This is a genomic window from Campylobacter concisus (genome assembly GCF_002912425.1).
Lineage (GTDB): Bacteria > Campylobacterota > Campylobacteria > Campylobacterales > Campylobacteraceae > Campylobacter_A > Campylobacter_A concisus_AH.
Window position 1 is genome coordinate 13,087 of record NZ_POYR01000037.1, and the last position, 19,920, is coordinate 33,006.

Consider the following 19,920-nt stretch of genomic DNA (forward strand, 5'->3'; position numbering starts at 1 on the left):
AAAAAATATAAGGAAAATTTTTGAAACAAACTACTATCGCAAGACGCGTTGAGACCGTTGGTATAGGGCTTCATAAGGGTGAGCCAATAAGACTTATACTAGAACCTCTTGATGCAAATTCAGGTATTATTTTGCACCGCGAAGATCTTGGTATTAGTTTTAAAGCTGAGCCTAAAAACGTTATAAATACGCAAATGGCAACCGTCGTTGGCAACGAAAAGGGCTTTATTAGCACGATAGAGCACCTAATGGCAGCTGTAAATGGATACGGCATTGATAATATTAGAATTTCAGTTGATGCAAACGAAATTCCTGTCATGGACGGCAGTGCGATAAGCTTTTGTATGTTGCTTGATGAAGCTGGTATAAGACATCTTGACGCTGGTAAAAAAGTGATACTTGTCCGCCGCGAAGTCGAGGTGGTTGAGGGGTCAAAATTTGTGCGAACTTCGCCTTCAAGAAATCCAAAATTTGACTATACGATCAAATTTGACCACCCAGTTATCGGCGAACAAAGATATCTTTTTGAATTTAGCAAGAGCTCATTTGTAAAAAATATAGCTCGTGCTAGAACTTTTGGCTTTTTAAAAGATTTGCAACGCTTGCAAGCTCAAAATTTAGCCCTTGGCGCATCGCTAGATAATGCCGTGGCTATCGATGATACACATATTTTAAATCCAGAGGGTTTGAGATTTGAAAATGAGTTTGTAAGACATAAAATTTTAGATGCAGTTGGCGATTTGAGCTTGCTTGGAGCACCTTTGTTAGGGGATTACACAGCATTTGCGGGCAGTCACGATCTTAATCACAAACTAACACTTGCCCTAATGGCAGATGAGAAAAATTATGAGATCGCAACGCTTAGTGGCGAGCTTTTAAAAGAGTATCAAAAGGTATTTGCATAAAAAATATTGAAATTTTAGTAGTCTCTTTATCGACTCCGCTTTTAGTTGGAGTCTATAAAGATGGCGTAAAATTTGATGAGATCACAACTGACGAGCATGTCAGCGAAGCCCTGATAAAAATCCTAGAAAATTTATCCTCTAAATTTAACATTACAAAGATCATCTATGCAAACACGCCAGGCAGTTTTATGGGGCTAAAGGTGGCTTACGTCATCTTAAAGACTTTTTCTTTGGCAAAGGGCTGTGATTTTTACGCAGTAAGTGGCTTTAGTCTAAATGGCGGCCAAGCGATCAGAGCAAATAAAAATTTAAGCTTTGTCTTGAAAAATGGTGAAATCTCGCTTGAAAAAGTTGAGCCTGTGAGATTTGTGTTGCCTTTAAATTTAGATGAATTAAAACTAAATTCAGATACACTTCCAAATTATATCATTCAAGCTGTTTAGGAGAAAATTTGAATATCTTAATCCCTGCCACAAGTGCAAATTTAGGACCTGGTTTTGACGCTTTAGGACTTAGTTTAAAGCTTTTTAATAGCGTAAAGATCGAACCATCTAAATTTAGCTCAGTCTCTATAAATGGCGAGGGTAGCGATAGCACAAATTTAAAAAGAAACAACATTTTTCTAAGCATTTTTAATGAAATTTTTTTAGAGCTAACCGGCAAAAATGAAAACTTCAGAATAGTTTTTGAAAACAATATCCCATTTTCAAGAGGACTCGGTAGCAGCTCTGCGGTGATCGTTGGAGCCATAGCTTCAGCTTACGAGATGGCTGGATTTAAGGCTAGTAAAAGTGTTGTTTTAAATAAAGCTATCATATATGAAACACATCCAGATAATATCTCGCCAGCAGTTCACGGCGGATTTATCAGCGCGGTTGTAAAAAACGGCAATGTTTATGCAAATAAAATAAATTTAAGCGATGATATAAAAGCAGTCGTCGTCATCCCAAATAAGCCGATGAGCACCGCATCATCAAGGCAAATTTTGCCAAAAAACTACACTATGAAAGAGTGCGTAAATAATCTCTCTCACGCTGCATTTTTGACCTCTTGTTTTTATGAAAAAAGATATGATCTTTTAAGGGTAGCAAGCGAAGATATGATGCATGAAGAGCGCAGAATGAGCGCTTTAAAAGAGCTTTTTGAAGTCCGAAAAGTAGCTTATGAAAATGGAGCGTTAATGAGCACACTTTCAGGCTCAGGCTCAAGCTTTTTAAACATCGCTTACAAAGATGATGCTAAAAATTTACAAGACGCTTTAAAGAGTAAATTTGGTGATTTTAGAGTTGAAATTTTTTCATTTGATAACGATGGATACGAAATTACGCAAAGCTAAAAACAAGTTTAAAAAGGTATAATGAATAAAAATAATCCAGTAAGGACATGCGTCGCTTGCAAAGTTAAATTTTCTCAAAACTTGCTAAAAAGATACCGCTTGGTAGGCAAGAATTTAGAGTGCGGCAAAGGAGATGGTCGCAGTTTCTATCTATGTGATGGCTGTTTGCAAAAAGACGACAAAATTTTAAAAAAAATAATTGATAAACAAACTAAAGGTGCCCTCGGACTTGACGCACCGAAGTTAAAGGAGATACTCTTAAATGAGCAATGTTAGGATTTCAGAGATCGCAAATGAGCTTGGCTACCCAAGTAAAGAGATAGTCGAAAAAGCTCAAGAACTAGGCCTAAAGGTCAAAACTCACTCAAATGCTGTGAGCCTTGAAGAGGCTGAAGCAATATATGAATACGTTCAAACTGGCGTAATACCAGATAAATTTAAAAAGAAAAAGAGCGAGCCAAAGGCAAAAAAAGAGCCTAAAAAAGAGGCAGAAAAAGAGCCAGCAAAAAAAGAAGAAAAGCCTAAGACTGAGCCTAAAAAGGCAGCCACTAAGGCCGAGCCAAAGCCTGAAAAGGTAAAAGCTGAGCCTAAAAAAGAGGTGCAAATTTCAGAGGAAAAACCTAAAGCTGAGCCTAAAAAAGAAGAGCCTGTAAAGGTCGAGCAAAAGCCAGCTGAAGCACCAAAGTCAAAAGAGAGCTTGGCTGATGTGACCCAAAAAAGACGCGGCCTTGTGATAGTTAAAAAGAAAAAAGATTACGAGGCGCCAGCTCCTGTAAAAGAGGAGAAAAAGGCCGAGGCGGCTGTTACTAACATTAGCGATTTTAAGAGTATGTTCTCTGCTAGCGATGAAAATTTGGCTAGAAAAAAGAAAAAAGAGAAAAAAGTAACAGTTGTAAGCAAAAAAGATAGCGCTGAGAAGATGGACTTGCTCGGTGGAAGCGACTTTGGTGACATCGTGCTTGAAGATGAGGATGTGGTGGTGTTGCCTGATTTTAGCTTTAAAACTCCAGCTCCAGCTCCGATGCAAAGGACAAAACAGCCAAATGCGATGAAAACAACTGTTAGTAACACGATAAATTCATTTGGCGAGGGTGGCATACAAAGAAGAGCTAGAAAAAAACACAAAAAGCCTGAAAATAAACAAAATAGCGAAGCTGTAACTTCGATAAATATCCCAAAAGAAATTCGTGTTTATGAATTTGCTGAAAAGCTAAATAAGCAGCCAAGCGAGGTCATAGGTAAGCTATTTATGCTTGGCATGATGACAACTAAAAACGACTTTTTGGATGAAGATGCGATAGAAATTTTGGCCGATGAGTTTAACGTCGAGGTAAATATCATCGACGATCAAAAAGAATTTGACTACGTAGCAGCCTATGAAGAGGAGATAAAAGATGATGAAAATCTCCAGCCAAGAGCGCCAGTCATAACCATCATGGGTCACGTAGACCACGGTAAAACCTCGCTACTTGACTACATAAGAAAGTCTCGTGTAGCAGCAGGCGAGGCTGGTGGCATCACTCAGCACGTGGGTGCCTATATGGTAAATAAAAATGGCAGAAACATCACATTTATCGACACTCCAGGTCACGAGGCATTTACAGCTATGCGTGCAAGGGGCGCTGGTGTAACTGATATAGTTATCATCGTTGTTGCAGCAGATGACGGCGTAAAACCACAGACAAAAGAGGCAGTTAGCCACGCAAAAGCTGCTGGTGTGCCAATAATCATCGCAATAAACAAAATGGATAAAGAGTCAGCAAATCCTGATCTAGTAAAAACTGGTCTTGCTGAGCTTGATATCATGCCAACAGAGTGGGGTGGCAAGTATGAATTTGTGCCGATCTCTGCAAAAACAGGTATGGGCATAGATGATCTACTTGAGATCGTGCTTTTACAAGCTGATCTTTTGGAGCTAAAGGCAAACCCAAAGGCAAACGCAAAAGCTACTGTCATCGAGAGCTCACTTCAAAAAGGCCGTGGTCCAGTAGCTACCATCATCGTTGAAAACGGTACGCTTCATGTCGGAGATACCGTCGTAGCTGGCGTTGCATACGGTAAGATAAGAAGCTTGCTTGATGATCAGGGTAGGTCATTAAAAGAGATAAAACCAGGCGAATGTGGCGTGATAGTGGGCCTTAGCGAGATAGCAGAGGCTGGCGAGACACTGATAGGCGTAAAAACTGATAAAGAAGCTCGTGAGTACGCACAGAAAAAGGCTGAATATATCCGCCAAAAAGAGCTTAGCAAGAGCACGAAAGTTAGTATCGATGAGCTTAGTGCTAAGATCGCTGAGGGCGAGCTAAAAACACTTCCAGTCATCATCAAAGCTGACGTTGGCGGCTCGCTTGAGGCGCTAAAAGCAAGCCTAGAAAAACTAGCAAATGATGAGATCAGAGTAAATGTGATCCACTCAGGCGTTGGCGGTATTACACAAAGCGACGTTGCGCTTGCAAGCGCAAGCAACGACTGTATCATCCTTGGCTTTAATATAAGACCAACTGGCGAGATAAAAGAGAAGGCAAAAGAGAGCGGCGTCGAGATAAAAACTTACAACGTTATTTATAACTTAATAGACGATGTGAAGGCGATTTTAGGCGGACTAATGTCACCGATCATCAGAGAAGAGCAGCTTGGTCAAGCTCAGGTTCGCCAAGTGATCCATGTGCCAAAAGTAGGCGCAATCGCTGGATGTATCGTCACTGAGGGTACGATAAACAGAGGGGCAAAAATTCGTCTTATTAGAGAAGGTGTGGTCGTTTATGAGGGCTCAGTAAGCTCACTAAAACGCTTCAAAGATGACGTCAAAGAGGTTGCTAAAGGCTACGAGTGTGGCGTTGGTATCGAAAATTTCAACGACATCAGAGAAAATGATTACATCGAAAGCTTCAAAGAAGTCAAGGAGAAAGCTACTCTATGAACGCTAACGAAATAAAGCGTATGAGAACAGAGAGTGTGCTAAAAGAGCTCATACCAGAGGCTCTAGCCACTCTTGAAGATAGCATTTTAAAGGGACTTTGCGTCACTGACGTCGAGTGCAAAAAGGGCAGATACGATGCCTTTGTCTATCTTGACAAGATGATGTTTGACGAGCGCGAGCAAGAGTATATTTTGGGGCATTTAAAGCGCGTTTGTAGGCACTTGCAAAACCACTGCATGGCAGCTGAGGGCTGGTATAGATGTCCAAATTTTCACTTTAAATTTGACGATAGATTAGAGTATCAAAACCATATGGATAAGTTGTTTGATAAAATTTCAAAGGATTTAAACAAAAATGGATAATTTAGACAAACTAGTACGCGAATGCGGCGTAGAGCTTTACGACAGCGAGATCGCAAATGAAAATGGTAGGGCTATTTTTAGAGTTTACATCACAAAAAATGGCGGAGTGAGCCTTGATGATTGCGAAAAAGTGAGCCGTCTGCTCTCGCCTATCTTTGACGTGACACCGCCAGTTAGCGGAGACTACAACCTCGAGGTTAGCTCACCTGGCCTTGAGAGAAAGCTTAGTAAGCCTTCGCATTTTAAAGCGAGCGTTGGTGAGCTAGTTAAAGTTCAAACCGAGGCTGAGAAATTTGCAGGAAGGCTTGTAAAAGCTGACGAAGAGAGCGTCGCAGTAGAAAACGAAGAGGGAATTTTTGAGATCAACATCAGTGAGATAAAAAAAGCAAAAACATATTTGGAGTGGTAAAATGCTAAGCGACATCGAGATAACTCACCAAACAAAACTTGAACACATCAGTAAAGTTGCCGCAAAACTAGGCTTAAACGAAGACGAACTTGAGCTTTACGGCAAATTTAAGGCTAAAATTTCCCCTAGGCTTGAGCCATCAAACTCAAAGCTCATCTTAGTCACCGCGACTAATCCAACCCCATACGGCGAAGGCAAAACGACTATGTCGATCGGTCTAGCTGACGCACTAAATTTACTTAATAAAAAGGTTTGCTTGGCACTTCGCGAGCCATCTCTTGGGCCAGTTTTTGGCATAAAGGGTGGAGCAGCAGGTGGTGGCTACTCGCAGCTTGCGCCGATGGAGGATCTAAATTTACACTTCACTGGCGATTTTCACGCGATAACATCGGCAAATAACCTCATTTCAGCGATGATAGATAATAGCCTCTATCAAGAAAATCCACTAAAAATAGAGAAAATTTTATGGAAGCGCTGTATGGATATGAACGACCGCGCGCTAAGATTTATCACCGTTGGTCAGGGTGGCAGGACTGATGGCGTGCCAAGAGAAGATGGTTTTAACATCACCGCTGCAAGCGAGATCATGGCTGTGCTTTGTCTAGCAACAAGCCTTTCTGATCTAAAAGAGCGTGTGGCAAACATCATGGTCGCTTATAATAGCGATAAAAAGCCTATCTATGTGCGTGATCTAGGCTGCGAGGACGCTGTTTGCATACTCTTAAAAGATGCGATCAAGCCAAATTTATTTCAAACACTAGAGCACACACCTACGCTCGTGCATGGCGGCCCATTTGCAAATATCGCACACGGCTGCAACTCGGTCATAGCAACAAAGACAGCTCTAAATTTAGCTGACTACGTCATCACTGAAGCTGGCTTTGGCTCGGAGCTTGGCGCGGAGAAATTTTTAGATATAAAGTGCAGGGTTGCTGACATCAAACCAAGCGCTGTGGTGCTTGTAAGCACGATCAGATCGCTAAAATATAACGGCGAAGCAAATAAAGACGAGATCACAAAACCAGATATGAACGCTCTTAAAAAAGGTATCGAAAATCTTGGTGGACACATCGAAAATTTAAAAGTCAAATTTGGTCAAAACGTAGTTGTGGCGCTTAACAAATTTGGCTTTGACACTGATGAAGAGATTAATTTTGTAAAAGAGTATTGCCGTGAGCTTGGCGTAGAAGTGGCAGTTTGCGAGAATTTTGTAAAAGGTGGCAAAGGTGCGCTTGAGCTTGCTGAGCTAGTTTTAAAGGCGTGCGATAAGCCAAGCAAGATAAATTTCACCTACGAGATGAGCGACGATACAAAAACTAAAATCGAAAAGGTCGCTAAGGAAATTTATGGAGCTAGCGAGGTGGTCTTTGAAGAGGCTGCTCTTAAAAAGCTTGAGATGATAAAAGAGCTAAATTTGAGCCATTTGCCAGTTTGTATCGCAAAAACACAGTACTCATTTAGCGACGATGCGAAGCTTTTGGGCAGAGCAAAGGGCTTTACATTTAGTGTAAAAGACCTTGATATTAGAACGGGAGCTGGCTTTATCGTCGCTGTTTGCGGCAAGATCATGCTTATGCCAGGACTTCCAAAAGTGCCAGCTGCGGTCAATATGAAGATAGACGCAGAGGGCAAGATCGACGGCTTGTCGTAAATTTATGAAAACACACTGGCAAAGGCTGGTGTGTTTTAAATTTAAAGAGCATGGATGAACGACGAATTTTACATGGGTCTTGCTTTAAGCGAGGCTTGGAAATTTCAGATCCTGACCTATCCAAATCCAGCCGTTGGTTGTTTGGTACTTGATGAAAATGGTCAAATTTTATCTTGCAAGGCTCATGAAAAGGCTGGATATTTACACGCTGAACCGACAGCGATACTCTTTGCGCTTTGCAAAAAAAGTGAAAAATTTAAAAATGATTTTATAAAGGCATATAATGCCAAATTTGGCTCTAATATAAAAGAGGGCGAATTTGGCCTTTTAGAGCCAAAATTCAGCTACGAATTTATACTAAATAATCACTCAAATTTACTAAAAAATGCAAGAGCCTACGTTACGCTTGAGCCTTGCTCGCACCATGGCAAAACGCCACCTTGTGCAAATTTGCTAAAAGAGCTTGGCTTTAGCGAGGTCATAATTGGCAGCCGTGATGAAAATAAAATAGCAAGTGGTGGCGGAAATTTACTTCAAAGTGCTGGTGTGAGAGTTAAATTTGGTATTTTAAAAGAGCGCTGCGATAAGCTGCTTGAGCCATTTTTGGCATATCAAAATGGTGGATTTAGCTTTTTAAAAATCGCCATTAGTAAAAATGGCGTGGCAAGTGGAGGTATCATCACAAATGAGCTTAGCCGCACGCATGTGCATAAACTTAGAAGCGTCATAGACACATTGGTGATCGGTGGCAACACAGTGCGGACAGACCGACCAAGGCTCGATACCAGACTTATAAAAAATGGCAAAAACCCAGATGTCATAATCTACTCAAGAGGCGATAAATTTGATGAAACATTGCCACTTTTTAGTGTGCCAGATAGAAAAGTCAGCATTCAAAAAGAGCTTGATCTAAAAGGACTTTGCATGTTTGAAGGAGCTGGCGAGTTTTTAAAACTTGCAAAAGAGGGCAAGCTAGCAAATGTAAAGTGGCTACTTATCTATCAAGGCTCAAATTTCAAAATTGGTGAAAATTTGAGCGTTGATTTAAATTTAAAACCACTTTTTAGTGGGAATTTTGGGGACGATAGTTGCACTTGGTATGAAATTTTGGATTAAACATCTAGTCCAAAATAGTGTTTTACCAAAAAGCCGATGCCAAAAGATATGATCGCAACGCCAAAAGTTATCACGCACATCTCAACCACTCTTGGTAAAAATTTAAGCTCCTTTGCCACGCTTATATAAAAGTTGTAAGTGATGATGGCAACCAGTGCAAAGAAAAACATCGACAAGACGGCGTAAAGACCGCTTGTAAAGATGAAAAATGGAAGTATCAAAAATGCCGTTGTTATGATGTATGAACCGCCTGTGTAGAGCGAGTATGTAAGCGGTTTGATCTCATCACTTGGATTTTCTTTTGACTCGAGATATGCTGAGCCAGCCATAGAGAGTGCAGCTGCTACGCCCATGATAAGGCCTGTTGCGCCAACTGATTTTGTATTTGAAAATGCAAGCGCGATGCCGCTAAGTGTGCCTGTTAGCTCAACTAAAGCATCATTCATGCCAAGCACGATGCCACCAGCATTTACGAGTTTTGTGTCTTTTAACATGGAGATTAGACTATTTTCGTGGTTCATCTCCTCTTCGTAAATATCACGAGCTTCAGGATATTCATCTACGATGTCAAGATAAAATTTCTCAGCATTTTCTTCGCGTGACTCCATAAATTTTAGAGTAAAAGATGTGCCAAAAATTTTAACAAGTATCGTATAGAAGATGACTTTAAATAAATTTGCGCTTCTGCTTTCGCCAGTTATCTTTTGACAAAAAGCATAGTGGCGTCTCTCTTCGGTGATTAATTTGCGAAGTATTTTTTTATTCTCATCGTCTTTTTCGCTAGCTTCGAGAAGTGAGTATATAGCGGCATCATCTGCTTCATTTTGTAATTGTTTTAAAGCACGTTTTTTGTCTAACATAAAATTTTCCTTTTTTACAGCTTAGAAATTTAAGATTTTGATTTAGAAAGAGAGATAAGATGGTGCGATCAGCGAGACTCGAACTCGCACACCTAGCGGCACTACCCCCTCAAGATAGCGTGTCTACCAATTCCACCATGATCGCAAAAAAGAACAAAAGCCCCAAAAGAGGGGCTAAATTTTAAGCTTTACGCTTAGCCAAGCATTGGGTTTGCGTAAAGAACGATAAGTGTAATAACAAGTGCGTAGATAACTTGTGCTTCGATCATCGCAAGAGCGATAAACATTGTAGTCATAAGTTTGCTACCTACACCTGGGTTTCTAGCTGTTCCGCTGATAGTTGCAGCAGCTGTGTTACCCATACCTATAGCACCACCAAGAGCTGCAAGGCCAAGGCCGATACCGCCAGCGATAACTGAATATGATCTGATCATCTCGCCGTCAGCGCCAAATGCGAATGCAGCAAGACCAAGAATTAAAAACACGATCTTTTTCATCGTTGCTCCTTTAAAATTTTAAAGCTCTTTCGGATCTGTCCCCTACTTAAACTTTATGAGCCGTAATATTACAAAAACAAAACTTTGTTTCAAATAAAAACACTAAAATTTTAAATTGCCTATAAAAAATTCTTGGCTTAGAAAAATGAAAGTTTTTTTATGCTATCTTTGAAAGAATTTAATTTATTCTTAATCTTAGGTTTTCAATGATAAACGAGAAATTTTCAAAGATAGGCTTTGTCCTTGCTATGGCTGGTTCTGCTGTGGGTCTTGGCAATGCCTGGAAATTTCCTACGATGGTGGGAAATAACGGCGGTTCGGCATTTATAATTTTATATTTGCTTCTTACATTTGCTATCGCATTTGTGGCATTTTTAGCGGAGCTTAGCATCGGCAAACTTGGCGAAAGCGACATCGTAAGTTCTCTTTACAAGCTCGCTCCAAAAAATAAAAAAGTTTGGTCGCTCTCTGGCTTTTTCATGATCGGAGCGATCCTCATAGCTTCATTTTATATGGTTGTTATTGGCTGGATTTTAAAGTATATCTATCTTAGTTTTTCGCCACTTTTATCTGACACAAAAGCTGCAGGCGAGCAGTTTAACACGCTTTTATCAAATGATCTAAGCAGTGCCGTGCTTTGCTTTAGCCTAGTCTTTTTGATGGTCTTTTTTGCCGTTTCAAAAGGTGTAAAAAGCGGTATAGAAAAGCTAAATATATGGATGATGCCAAGCCTTTTTGTATTGCTGGTTTGCATGCTTTTTTACGCACTTAGCATGGGTGATGGCTTTGTGAAGGCGGCTAAATTTTTATTTGTGCCAAATTTTAGTGCGATCACGCCAGATGTTGTCTTGCAAGCTCTAGGCCTTGCGTTTTTCTCACTATCTATGGGCGTTGGCGTCATACCAACATACGCTGCAAATTTACCAGAGCGTACAAATTTAATAAAATCAACGCTCTCTATCATCTTTATAAACATCTTAATAGGTATTATGATGGGTCTTGTCGTATTTACCTTTATATTTGCTTATGGGGCTGATAGCACGGCAAGTGGCCCAGGCCTTATCTTTATCTCGCTTGTCACGCTTTTTGCAAAGCTTGGCATAGTTGGCAACGTCATGGCGGTCGCATTTTTTGTATCGTTATTGTTTGCTGGCATTACAAGCGCGGTTTCGATGATCGAGCCTTTTGCTTATTATTTGGTTAGGAAATTTGAAATTTCAAGAAAGATGGCGCTTCTTTACATCGGTGCCTTTGTCTATATCTTGGGCATCTTTTGCATACTTTCATATTATTCAGACACTTCAAGTGCTTTTAGCGTTTGCGGTAAGCCATTTTTTGACGCGCTTGACTTTCTCACATCAAATATCATGATGCCAATAGGCGCTATCGTATTTAGCTTTTTTGTTGGCTATAAACTTAAAAAAGAGAGTTTGTATCTGCTCTTTGGCGATTTTATGGGAAGAGCATTTTTTGAAATTTGGTACTTTTTCTTAAGATATGTCGTGCCAGTTGCCATTTGTGCGATAATGATCTACCAGATGGCAGGTAAATAATGGCAGAGAGATTTAGTAAAATTGGCTTTGTCTTATCGATAATTGGAGCGGCTATCGGCCTTGGTAATGCGTGGAAATTTCCATATATGGTCGGCAGCAACGGCGGTTCGGCATTTATCCTTATATATCTATTTTTTGCCTTTGCTGTTGGTCTTAGCATATTTTTTGCTGAGATGGCGATGGGTAAAATTTCACGCCTTGATACGGTTGGAGCGTTTAAAAGCCTAGCTACAAAAAGGGCAAGCTCTTGGAAATTTGCTGGTGTTATCATGGTGACTGGGCTATTTATCGCTTCGTTTTACACGCTCATCATTGGCTGGGTTTTAAAATACGTCATTTTAAGTCTTAGCGAGCTACCTAAAGATATGGCAAGCTCGGAGACGCTTTTTGTAAATTTCACTTCAAATGGCATAAATGAACAAATTTTATACTTTAGTATCGCATTTTTTGCCTACTTTTTCATCCTTACAAAAGGCGTAAAGAGCGGCATCGAGCGCATAAATGTCTATCTCATACCAGCTCTTTTTATCTTGCTTTTGCTTATGCTTGGCTACTCTTTTGGTATGAGTGGCTTTGACGAGGCGGCTAAATTTCTACTAGTACCTGATTTTTCAAAGATAGATCAAGCAGCTGTTTTAAATGCTCTTGGACTTGCTTTTTTTACGATGTGCGTTGGTATCGGCTGCATCCTTACCTACTCATCAAGTCTAAGCGATGATACAAATTTATTTACCTCGTCGCTATATGTCGTCTTTGCGAACATCATCATAAGCGTCATCATCGGCCTTATCGTCTTTACATTTACATTTGAGTTTGGCTCAGAGCCATCAAAAGGCGCAGGGCTTGCTTTCATCTCGCTACCGACGCTATTTGCTAAGCTTGGATTGCTTGGAAATTTCTTGGCATTTACATTTTTTATATCACTATTTTTTGCTGGCATCACCTCGGTTATCTCGATGGTTGAGCCATTTATATTTTTCTTAAGCAAAAGCCTAAATTTTAGTAGAAACAAATCGATCCTAATCGTCGCTTGCGTGGTTTATATTTTAGGAATTTTATGTGCGTTAAGTGGCACAAGCGAATTTAAAGATGCACTTACATTTTTTGGTAAGAGCTTTTTTGACCTGCTTGATTACCTTAGCTCAAATATCATGCTCCCACTTGGTGGTATCTTGTTTGCTATCTTTGTTGGCTACTTTATGAAATTTGAGCTTTTAAAAGAGCTATTTGTGCCTTATATGGGCAAGGTTGTATTTAAAATTTGGTATTTTTTAATTAGATTTGTGGCTCCACTTTTAGTTCTGGTGGTGTTAATAAGGGAGATCTCATAATATGGCAAAAGAACAATTTTCTAAAATAGGCTATGTCCTAGCAGTCGCTGGATCGGCTGTCGGACTTGGCAATGCATGGAAATTTCCATACATGGTTGGTGAAAACGGCGGTTCGGCGTTTATTATCCTATATCTTTTGATAACTTTTCTAGTCGGCGTGCCTATCTTTATGGCAGAGCTTAGTATCGGCAAGCTTAGCGAGAGTGACAGTGTCAATGCTTTTAGAAAGCTGGCAGCTAAAAATAAAAATTTATGGCAGCTGGTTGGAATTTTAGCCATGGTTACAGCAGCTATCATCTCGTCATATTACATCGTGATAATAGGCTGGGTGTTTAAGTATTTTGTCCTATCTTTTTCTGGCTTGCCAAGTGATATAGATAGCTCAAAAGTGATATTTAACGATCTTTTGACGCATGGTCTTGGAGAGCAGACGCTTTATTTTGTTATAGCATTTGCAGCTTGCTTTTACATCCTTTCAAAAGGCGTAAAAAGCGGCATAGAGAAGCTAAATGTTTGGATGATGCCAAGCCTATTTATCATGGTTTTAATTATGCTTATATTTTCTATGACGATGGATGGCTTTTCTAAATCAGCCGAGTTTTTGCTCATCCCTGACTTTAGTAAAATTTCATTTAACTCGCTCTTGCTAGCTCTTGGACTTGCATTTTGGACACTATCTCTTGGCATGGCAGCGATCATTACCTATTCAGCTAGCTTAAGTGATGATACAAATTTAGCCACTTCAACGCTAAGTATCGTCTTTATAAATATCGCACTTGCTATTATGATAGGTCTTGTTATTTTTACCTTTATATTTGAATTTGGAGCTACTCCGTCTCAAGGACCAGGACTTGTCTTTATCTCACTGCCAACGCTATTTGCTAAGCTTGGTGTGATAGGTCAAATTTTAGCGGTGGCATTTTTTGCTGCACTTATCTTTGCTGGTATCACTTCAGCGATCTCTATAGTTGAACCATTTGTATTTTTCTTGATCAGAGAGTATGGCATGAGTAGAAGAAAGGCTCTTAGCATAGTTGGAGCTGGGATTTTCATAGTGGGATTTTTATGCCTTTTGTCAAATATAGAAAATGTTGGCGATAAATTTATGCTCTTTGGCAAAAATTTCTTTGACTTCCTAGACTTTACCGCTTCAAATATTTTGCTACCAATTAGCGGCATCGGTGGGGCGATATTTGTAGGATATTTTATGAAAAGAGATGCTTTATATGTGCTATTTAGCCCATATATGAGTGATTTTGTATTTAACGCATGGTATTTTTTACTAAGATATGTAGCGCCAGTTTGTGTGCTCATTATCATGATAAATGAACTATTAAAGGTTTTTAATGGATAAGATTGAGAGATTTTTCGATAAGGCTGGCGATATAGTCGGCTATATTTGTATGTTTATTATGGCTTTGATGATAATAGACGTATTTTTTAACGTTGTGGCAAGATACTTTTTCTCTTACGGCAACGTTGCATTTCAGGAGCTTGAGTGGCACTTTTTTGCTGTGATATTTCTGCTTGGCATGAGTTATGCTCTAAAAGAGGACGCGCACGTCAGAGTTGATATCTTTTATGCTAAATTTTCAGAAAGACAAAAAGCCCTTGTAAATATGCTTGGTACTGTATTTTTTGTCATACCATTTGCGCTTTTGGTTTCAAATTTATCATTTGGATTTGTAGGAGATGCTTATAGTTCAGCAGAAGCTAGCGCAGATCCAGGCGGTCTTACCCATAGATGGATCATAAAAGCGATGATCCCTTTTTCATTTTATGTGCTTGTATTTTTTGCGATCGGCTTTTTTATAAAAAATTTAAATCGCTACAAGAAAGCTAGTAAGGAGAAAATATGGCGGGATTAATAATGTTTATAGCCGCGCTATTGATGCTTGGCATTGGCTTTCCAGTGGCATTTACCTTTGGTGCGGTTGCGATGATATTTGGCATGGTTGGCAGCGTCGTAGAGAGCCTTAGCGATGGCGATGGACTACTTGGCAGTATAGAGGTATTTAAAGATATGTTTAACTTCATGCCATATAGAATTTTCTCTATCATGGAGAGTAGAATTTTCATAGCAGTTCCACTCTTTGTCTTTATGGGTGTCGTGCTTCAAAAGTCAAAGCTAGCCGAGAGACTACTTGAGAGCATGGGTATGCTATTTGGAGAAATCAGAGGCGGTATCGCGATAAGTACTATCTTAGTTGGAGCGCTTTTGGCTGCTTCAACTGGTGTTGTAGGTGCTAGCGTTGTTGCTATGGGCGTTATAAGCTTGCCTGTAATGCTAAAGTATAAATACGACCAATCCCTAGGATGTGGCACGATATGCGCTGCTGGTACGCTTGGTCAGATCATCCCGCCTTCTATCGTGCTTATCATCTTGGGCGACATCTTCTCAGTGCCAGTTGGCGAGCTTTTTCACCAAGCCATTGTGCCAGGATTCACGCTAGTTGGGGTTTATATAGTTTATATTTTGATAGTTGCTTATCTTAAGCCAGAGGTCGCTCCTGTGGTAAAAGACGAGAGTGGCGTTAGTAAATTTAAGCAGATCGTTAGAGCGCTAATTGCGATCTTTCCGCCACTTTTGCTAGTTATTTGTGTGCTAGGATCCATTTTTGCAGGTATCGCTACACCGACCGAAAGCTCAGCATTTGGCTGCGTTGGCGCTATCATCTTAGCAATATTTTATAGGACATTTTCATTTTCTATGATGAAAGAGGCTTTGGCTGAGAGCGTAAAAACGACAGCTCTAGTCTTTGCTATACTTGTTGGTGCGACTGCCTTTTCTATGGTCTTTAGCTACACTGGAGGCGATGAGATAGTTGAAAATTTCATGACAAATTTACCAGGCGAGAAGTGGGGCTTTATCATCTTTAGTATGGCTGTTATCTTTGTGCTTGGTTTTTTTATAGATTTTGTTGAAATTTCATATATCGTGCTTCCTATCTTGGTGCCAATCGCCGCAAAACTAGGCATAAACCCAGTCTATCTAGCGATCTTAGTTGCTATGAATTTACAAACTTCATTCTTGACGCCGCCATTTGGATTTAGTCTATTTTTCTTAAGATCAGTCGCACCTGCTGAGATAAAAACAGCTGCTATTTATAAAGGCGTGGTGCCTTACATCATCATCCAAGTGGCAGTTTTAGTCTTTTTCTGCGTCTTTTTGATGGAGATAAAGCCGATGCTTGATGCGAGCCACGGCGGATTATTTAACTTCTTACTCTCACTTTTTAAATGATATAAAAGTTTTTGGTTGTAAAATACCAAAAACAAGCAAAATGGCTAATTTGAGTTTCTATCAAATTTAGCCATTTTTTATGACTGCTTTTTAGTAAATTTATAAATTTAATGAGGTGAAATATGGCAAAGAAATTTATCGATGTTATGGATACGACCTTTAGAGATGGCTTTCAGTCGGTTTATGGCGCTAGAGTGCTTATGAACGACTTTTTGCCCGCGCTTGAAGCAGCCAAAGAGGCTGGCATAGAGCATTTTGAATTTGGCGGTGGGGCTAGATTTCAAAGCCTTTATTTTTACCTAAATGAAGACGCTTTTGCGATGATGGATAAATTTAGAAGCATCGTAGGACCAAAAGCAAACCTTCAAACCCTAAGCAGGGGCGTAAATACCGTCACTCTTGACACCGGTAGCCGCGAACTAATTGACCTTCACGCAAAACTTTTCAAAAAACATGGAACCACTACTATTAGAAATTTTGACGCACTAAATGATGTTGAAAATTTAAAATATTCAGGCGAGAGGATCGCTCATCACGGGCTAAAACACGAAGTCGTCGTTACTATGATGGATCTGCCTAGTGGCTGTGTGGGAGCTCATGATGTTAAATTTTATGAGAAAATTTTAAGAGAAATTTTAGATGCAAGTATCCCTTATCACAGCGTTTGCTTTAAAGATGCAAGTGGCACAAGTAGCCCACAAAAGGTCTATGAAACCATAAAAATGGCTAGAAAGCTACTCCCAGAAAAAACCCACATCAGACTTCACACGCATGAAACTGCAGGCGTAAGCGTGGCTTGCTATCTTGCAGCGCTTGAAGCTGGTGTCGATGGTATAGACCTAGCCGCAAGCCCAGTAAGTGGCGGTACAAGTCAGCCAGATATCCTAACCATGCTTCACGCAGTAAAAGGCAAAAACTACGATCTTGGCGGCCTTGATGTGGAGAAAATTTTAAAATACGAAAGCGTTTTGAATGATTGTTTAAAAGAGTATTTCTTACCACCTGAAGCTGTGCAAGTAAGCCCTCTAATACCATTTTCACCGATGCCTGGTGGCGCGCTCACTGCAAATACTCAGATGATGAGAGATAACAACATCTTAGATAAATTCCCAGAGGTCATCCTTGCTATGCGCGAAGTGGTGCAAAAGGGCGGATACGGCACTTCAGTAACCCCTGTTAGCCAGTTTTACTTCCAACAAGCATTTAACAACGTGATGTTTGGCAAGTGGAAAAAGATCGCTGAGGGATACGGTAAAATGGTGCTTGGCTACTTTGGCAAGACCCCAGTTACGCCTGATAAAGAGATCATTAAGCTTGCTAGCGAGCAGCTAGGACTAAAACCAACCACAAAACACGCTGTTGATATAGCCGACAAAGACGAGACCAAGTCGCTTGCTCATGTAAAAGAAATTTTAAAACAAAATAAGATCAAAGTTACTGAAGAAAACGTCTTTATCGCTGCAGCTTGTAAAGAAAAAGGCATCGCGTTCTTAAAAGGCGAAGCCAAAGTAAATGTAAGAAAAGTAGATCCAAATGCCAAAGCAAACGAGGGCAGACAAACTCAAAGCGGCAGATATAGTGTCGTCGTAAATGGCAGCCGCTACAATGTCGAAGTAAGCGAAGGCTTTAACGATAGCATCCAAGTAAAATCAATCACCGAAGTTGAAGGCAAGAGTGTAAAAAGTGCCAAAAGTGCAGCAGCAGGCGCAACAGAAAATGACATCGTTGCAAGCTTGCCAGGCGCTGTGCATAAAATTTTAGTTAGCGCAGGAGATCATGTCAAAAAAGGTCAGGCCATAATCGTGCTTGAAGCGATGAAGATGGAGATAGAGGTCAAAGCCCCAAAAGATGGCATCATAGGCTCTATCGAGGTTAGCAAAGGTCAAAGTGTCGCAAACAATCAAGTGGTGGCTAAATTTAAATAAATTTGCCACTTTTAAAAAGATAGTGTTAAGCGAAATTTGATTAACATTTTGATGACTTTTAGGTCAAATTTATAAAGAAACGAAAATTTAAAAGGAAACAACATGATAAATAAGCTAGACGAGCTAGGTCTAAAAGAGATCAAAAAGATAAATCACAATCTAAGCTACGACGAGCTTTTTGAGCTTGAAAAGGCAAACAACGAGGGCAGAGTCTCTAGTAACGGCACATTTATGGTCGATACTGGAATTTTTACAGGCAGAAGCCCAAAAGATAAGTACTTTGTCAAGCAAGATCTAAGCCAAAAATACATCGCTTGGGGCAAGATAAATCAGCCTATCACAAAAGAGCTTTTTGACAAGCTTCTTAAAAAAGCAAAAGATCAGCTAAGTGGTAAAGAAATTTTTATCCAAGATGCATTTTGTGGAGCTAGCAAAAAGAGCCAAAAATCAGTCCGCTTTGTCACTGAAGTGGCGTGGCAAGCGCACTTTGTAAAAAATATGTTCATCCGTCCAAGTGAAGCAGAGCTGGCTAAATTTGAGCCTGATTTTGTAGTATATAACGCTTGCAAGACAAAAAACGAGGACTACAAGGCTGATGGGCTGCACTCAGAAGTCTTTGTCATCTTTAACGTCGAGGAAAATGTCGCGGTGATCGGTGGCACATGGTATGGCGGCGAGATGAAAAAGGGCATTTTTTCTATGATGAACTACTGGTTGCCACTTGAGGGCAAACTAAGTATGCACTGCTCTGCAAACGTAGGCGAGAAGGGCGATACGGCGCTATTTTTTGGCCTATCTGGCACTGGTAAAACGACACTTTCAACCGATCCAAAACGCAAACTAATAGGTGATGACGAGCACGGCTGGGACGATGATGGGGTATTTAACTTTGAGGGTGGCTGCTACGCAAAATGTATCAACCTTGATCCAAGCAGTGAGCCAGAAATTTACGCAGCGATCAGGCGTGATGCGCTACTTGAAAACGTCGTGGCTGACGAAAATGGCGTGGTTGATTATAAAGACGGCTCAAAGACTGAAAACACACGCGTGAGCTATCCGATCTATCACATCGACAACTACGAGCCAAGCTCAAGCGCTGGCCATCCAAAAAATATCATCTTTTTAAGCGCTGACGCTTTTGGCGTGCTTCCTCCAGTTGCGAAGCTGACAAAAGAGCAGGCGATGTATTATTTCTTAAGTGGCTACACAGCAAAAGTTGCTGGCACAGAGCGCGGTATCACCGAGCCAGTCGCTACTTTTAGTGCTTGCTTTGGCGAGCCATTTATGCCACTTCACCCAACCGTCTATGCAAAACTGCTTGGTGAGAAGATCGATAAACACGGCGTTAATGTCTATCTTGTAAATACAGGCTGGAGCGGCGGTGCTTACGGCGTTGGCAAGCGCATGAGCATAAAAGCAACACGTGCTTGCATAAATGCGATCCTTGATGGTAGCATCACAAAATGCGAATTTGAAAATTTTGATAAATTTAACTTCGCTATCCCAAAAGAGCTTGATGGTGTAGAGACAAAACTGCTAAATCCAATAAATACATGGACACACCCAGCTGAGTACAATATTTCACGCGACAAGCTGGCTAAAATGTTTGTTGAAAATTTCAAACGCTACGAAGATGTAAAAGAGGGCGTCGAGTACGCCAAAGCTGGCCCAAAAGCTTAAAATTATAGCCTTGTGGGTATTTTGCCTACAAGGCTTTTAAATTTAAACTATCAAATAGTAAAAATTTTAGAGCTATAAAATATAGCTCTTTTTTAAATTTCTAATATAAAATTTAAAACATTTTGCTAAAT

The 19,920-nt window shown here is 40.2% G+C and carries 18 protein-coding genes and 1 tRNA gene; 16 read left to right on the top strand and 3 right to left on the bottom strand.

The genetic code is table 11. From position 1 onward, the window contains the following. Nucleotides 1-20 precede the first annotated feature (20 nt). The 9 genes from lpxC to ribD all read left to right on the top strand — a co-directional run bounded on the left by lpxC (nucleotide 21) and on the right by ribD (nucleotide 8,699). Nucleotides 21-905: a UDP-3-O-acyl-N-acetylglucosamine deacetylase gene (lpxC, locus tag CYP84_RS01850; RefSeq protein ID WP_103636471.1), complete on the top strand. Its 885-nt coding sequence runs from the start codon at nucleotides 21-23 to the stop codon at nucleotides 903-905. Nucleotides 906-985: 80 nt separating this feature from the next. After that, nucleotides 986-1,348: a glycoprotease gene (locus CYP84_RS01855; RefSeq protein ID WP_103636472.1), complete on the top strand. Its 363-nt coding sequence runs from the start codon at nucleotides 986-988 to the stop codon at nucleotides 1,346-1,348. A gap of 8 nt (nucleotides 1,349-1,356) precedes the next feature. Next, a complete protein-coding gene (gene thrB / locus CYP84_RS01860) occupies nucleotides 1,357-2,241 on the top strand; it encodes a homoserine kinase (protein WP_012001355.1) in 885 nt (294 codons plus the stop codon). Nucleotides 2,242-2,262: 21 nt separating this feature from the next. Further along, the gene (locus CYP84_RS01865) at nucleotides 2,263-2,517 is read left to right on the top strand and encodes a hypothetical protein (RefSeq protein WP_004317260.1); all 255 of its coding nucleotides are present in this window, start codon (nucleotides 2,263-2,265) and stop codon (nucleotides 2,515-2,517) included. Continuing rightward, a complete protein-coding gene (gene infB / locus CYP84_RS01870) occupies nucleotides 2,504-5,161 on the top strand; it encodes a translation initiation factor IF-2 (protein ID WP_103636473.1) in 2,658 nt (885 codons plus the stop codon). The genes CYP84_RS01865 and infB overlap by 14 nt, the downstream gene beginning before the upstream one ends. Continuing rightward, nucleotides 5,158-5,523, top strand: coding sequence for a 30S ribosome-binding factor RbfA (rbfA, locus tag CYP84_RS01875; RefSeq protein WP_004317240.1), 366 nt, complete (start codon nucleotides 5,158-5,160; stop codon nucleotides 5,521-5,523). Before infB ends, rbfA begins: the two co-directional genes overlap by 4 nt. Then, nucleotides 5,516-5,932, top strand: a complete 417-nt coding sequence (gene rimP / locus CYP84_RS01880; protein WP_103636474.1) for a ribosome maturation factor RimP — start codon at nucleotides 5,516-5,518, stop codon at nucleotides 5,930-5,932. Before rbfA ends, rimP begins: the two co-directional genes overlap by 8 nt. A 1-nt stretch (nucleotide 5,933) precedes the next feature. Further along, a complete protein-coding gene (locus CYP84_RS01885) occupies nucleotides 5,934-7,583 on the top strand; it encodes a formate--tetrahydrofolate ligase (protein ID WP_103636475.1) in 1,650 nt (549 codons plus the stop codon). A 54-nt stretch (nucleotides 7,584-7,637) separates the two neighbouring features. Continuing rightward, nucleotides 7,638-8,699, top strand: a complete 1,062-nt coding sequence (gene ribD, locus CYP84_RS01890) for a bifunctional diaminohydroxyphosphoribosylaminopyrimidine deaminase/5-amino-6-(5-phosphoribosylamino)uracil reductase RibD (protein ID WP_103636476.1) — start codon at nucleotides 7,638-7,640, stop codon at nucleotides 8,697-8,699. Here the strand turns inward: ribD and CYP84_RS01895 are convergent. From CYP84_RS01895 to CYP84_RS01905, 3 genes are all read right to left on the bottom strand, one after another. Then, entirely contained in the window at nucleotides 8,696-9,559 is an 864-nt protein-coding gene (locus tag CYP84_RS01895) for a VIT1/CCC1 transporter family protein (RefSeq protein ID WP_103636477.1), read from the bottom strand. The genes ribD and CYP84_RS01895 overlap by 4 nt on opposite strands. Nucleotides 9,560-9,619: 60 nt before the next feature. After that, a tRNA-Leu gene (locus CYP84_RS01900) sits at nucleotides 9,620-9,704 on the bottom strand. Nucleotides 9,705-9,753: 49 nt separating this feature from the next. After that, nucleotides 9,754-10,056 carry a F0F1 ATP synthase subunit C gene (locus CYP84_RS01905; protein WP_004317263.1) on the bottom strand — a complete coding sequence of 101 codons (303 nt, stop codon included), beginning with the start codon at nucleotides 10,054-10,056 and terminating at the stop codon, nucleotides 9,754-9,756. A 206-nt stretch (nucleotides 10,057-10,262) separates the two neighbouring features. Here CYP84_RS01905 and CYP84_RS01910 point away from each other — a divergent pair, with 206 nt between their 5' ends. The 7 genes from CYP84_RS01910 (at nucleotide 10,263) to pckA (ending at nucleotide 19,789) form a co-directional block, all read left to right on the top strand. Beyond that, on the top strand, nucleotides 10,263-11,609 hold the full coding sequence (locus CYP84_RS01910; RefSeq protein ID WP_103636478.1) for a sodium-dependent transporter: 1,347 nt from the start codon (nucleotides 10,263-10,265) through the stop codon (nucleotides 11,607-11,609). Next, entirely contained in the window at nucleotides 11,609-12,940 is a 1,332-nt protein-coding gene (locus tag CYP84_RS01915; RefSeq protein ID WP_103636479.1) for a sodium-dependent transporter, read from the top strand. The genes CYP84_RS01910 and CYP84_RS01915 overlap by 1 nt, the downstream gene beginning before the upstream one ends. 1 nt (nucleotide 12,941) lies before the next feature. Beyond that, nucleotides 12,942-14,294 carry a sodium-dependent transporter gene (locus tag CYP84_RS01920; RefSeq protein WP_004317243.1) on the top strand — a complete coding sequence of 451 codons (1,353 nt, stop codon included), beginning with the start codon at nucleotides 12,942-12,944 and terminating at the stop codon, nucleotides 14,292-14,294. Next, the gene (locus CYP84_RS01925; protein ID WP_103608333.1) at nucleotides 14,287-14,808 is read left to right on the top strand and encodes a TRAP transporter small permease subunit; all 522 of its coding nucleotides are present in this window, start codon (nucleotides 14,287-14,289) and stop codon (nucleotides 14,806-14,808) included. The genes CYP84_RS01920 and CYP84_RS01925 overlap by 8 nt, the downstream gene beginning before the upstream one ends. Then, a complete protein-coding gene (locus CYP84_RS01930; RefSeq protein WP_103636480.1) occupies nucleotides 14,796-16,184 on the top strand; it encodes a TRAP transporter large permease in 1,389 nt (462 codons plus the stop codon). The genes CYP84_RS01925 and CYP84_RS01930 overlap by 13 nt, the downstream gene beginning before the upstream one ends. Nucleotides 16,185-16,306: 122 nt before the next feature. Beyond that, nucleotides 16,307-18,109 carry a biotin/lipoyl-containing protein gene (locus CYP84_RS01935; RefSeq protein WP_103636481.1) on the top strand — a complete coding sequence of 601 codons (1,803 nt, stop codon included), beginning with the start codon at nucleotides 16,307-16,309 and terminating at the stop codon, nucleotides 18,107-18,109. A 105-nt stretch (nucleotides 18,110-18,214) separates the two neighbouring features. Next, nucleotides 18,215-19,789 carry a phosphoenolpyruvate carboxykinase (ATP) gene (gene pckA / locus CYP84_RS01940; RefSeq protein ID WP_180996359.1) on the top strand — a complete coding sequence of 525 codons (1,575 nt, stop codon included), beginning with the start codon at nucleotides 18,215-18,217 and terminating at the stop codon, nucleotides 19,787-19,789. Nucleotides 19,790-19,920: the final 131 nt, after the last annotated feature.

Coding starts and splice junctions, on each gene's coding strand:
- CYP84_RS01865 (WP_004317260.1), top strand. CDS start 2,263: ATGAATAAAAATAATCCAGTAAGGACATGCGTCGCTTGCAAAGTTAAA.
- infB (WP_103636473.1), top strand. CDS start 2,504: ATGAGCAATGTTAGGATTTCAGAGATCGCAAATGAGCTTGGCTACCCA.
- rbfA (WP_004317240.1), top strand. CDS start 5,158: ATGAACGCTAACGAAATAAAGCGTATGAGAACAGAGAGTGTGCTAAAA.
- rimP (WP_103636474.1), top strand. CDS start 5,516: ATGGATAATTTAGACAAACTAGTACGCGAATGCGGCGTAGAGCTTTAC.
- CYP84_RS01885 (WP_103636475.1), top strand. CDS start 5,934: ATGCTAAGCGACATCGAGATAACTCACCAAACAAAACTTGAACACATC.
- ribD (WP_103636476.1), top strand. CDS start 7,638: ATGAACGACGAATTTTACATGGGTCTTGCTTTAAGCGAGGCTTGGAAA.
- CYP84_RS01895 (WP_103636477.1), bottom strand. CDS start 9,559: ATGTTAGACAAAAAACGTGCTTTAAAACAATTACAAAATGAAGCAGAT.
- CYP84_RS01905 (WP_004317263.1), bottom strand. CDS start 10,056: ATGAAAAAGATCGTGTTTTTAATTCTTGGTCTTGCTGCATTCGCATTT.
- CYP84_RS01910 (WP_103636478.1), top strand. CDS start 10,263: ATGATAAACGAGAAATTTTCAAAGATAGGCTTTGTCCTTGCTATGGCT.
- CYP84_RS01915 (WP_103636479.1), top strand. CDS start 11,609: ATGGCAGAGAGATTTAGTAAAATTGGCTTTGTCTTATCGATAATTGGA.
- CYP84_RS01920 (WP_004317243.1), top strand. CDS start 12,942: ATGGCAAAAGAACAATTTTCTAAAATAGGCTATGTCCTAGCAGTCGCT.
- CYP84_RS01925 (WP_103608333.1), top strand. CDS start 14,287: ATGGATAAGATTGAGAGATTTTTCGATAAGGCTGGCGATATAGTCGGC.
- CYP84_RS01930 (WP_103636480.1), top strand. CDS start 14,796: ATGGCGGGATTAATAATGTTTATAGCCGCGCTATTGATGCTTGGCATT.
- CYP84_RS01935 (WP_103636481.1), top strand. CDS start 16,307: ATGGCAAAGAAATTTATCGATGTTATGGATACGACCTTTAGAGATGGC.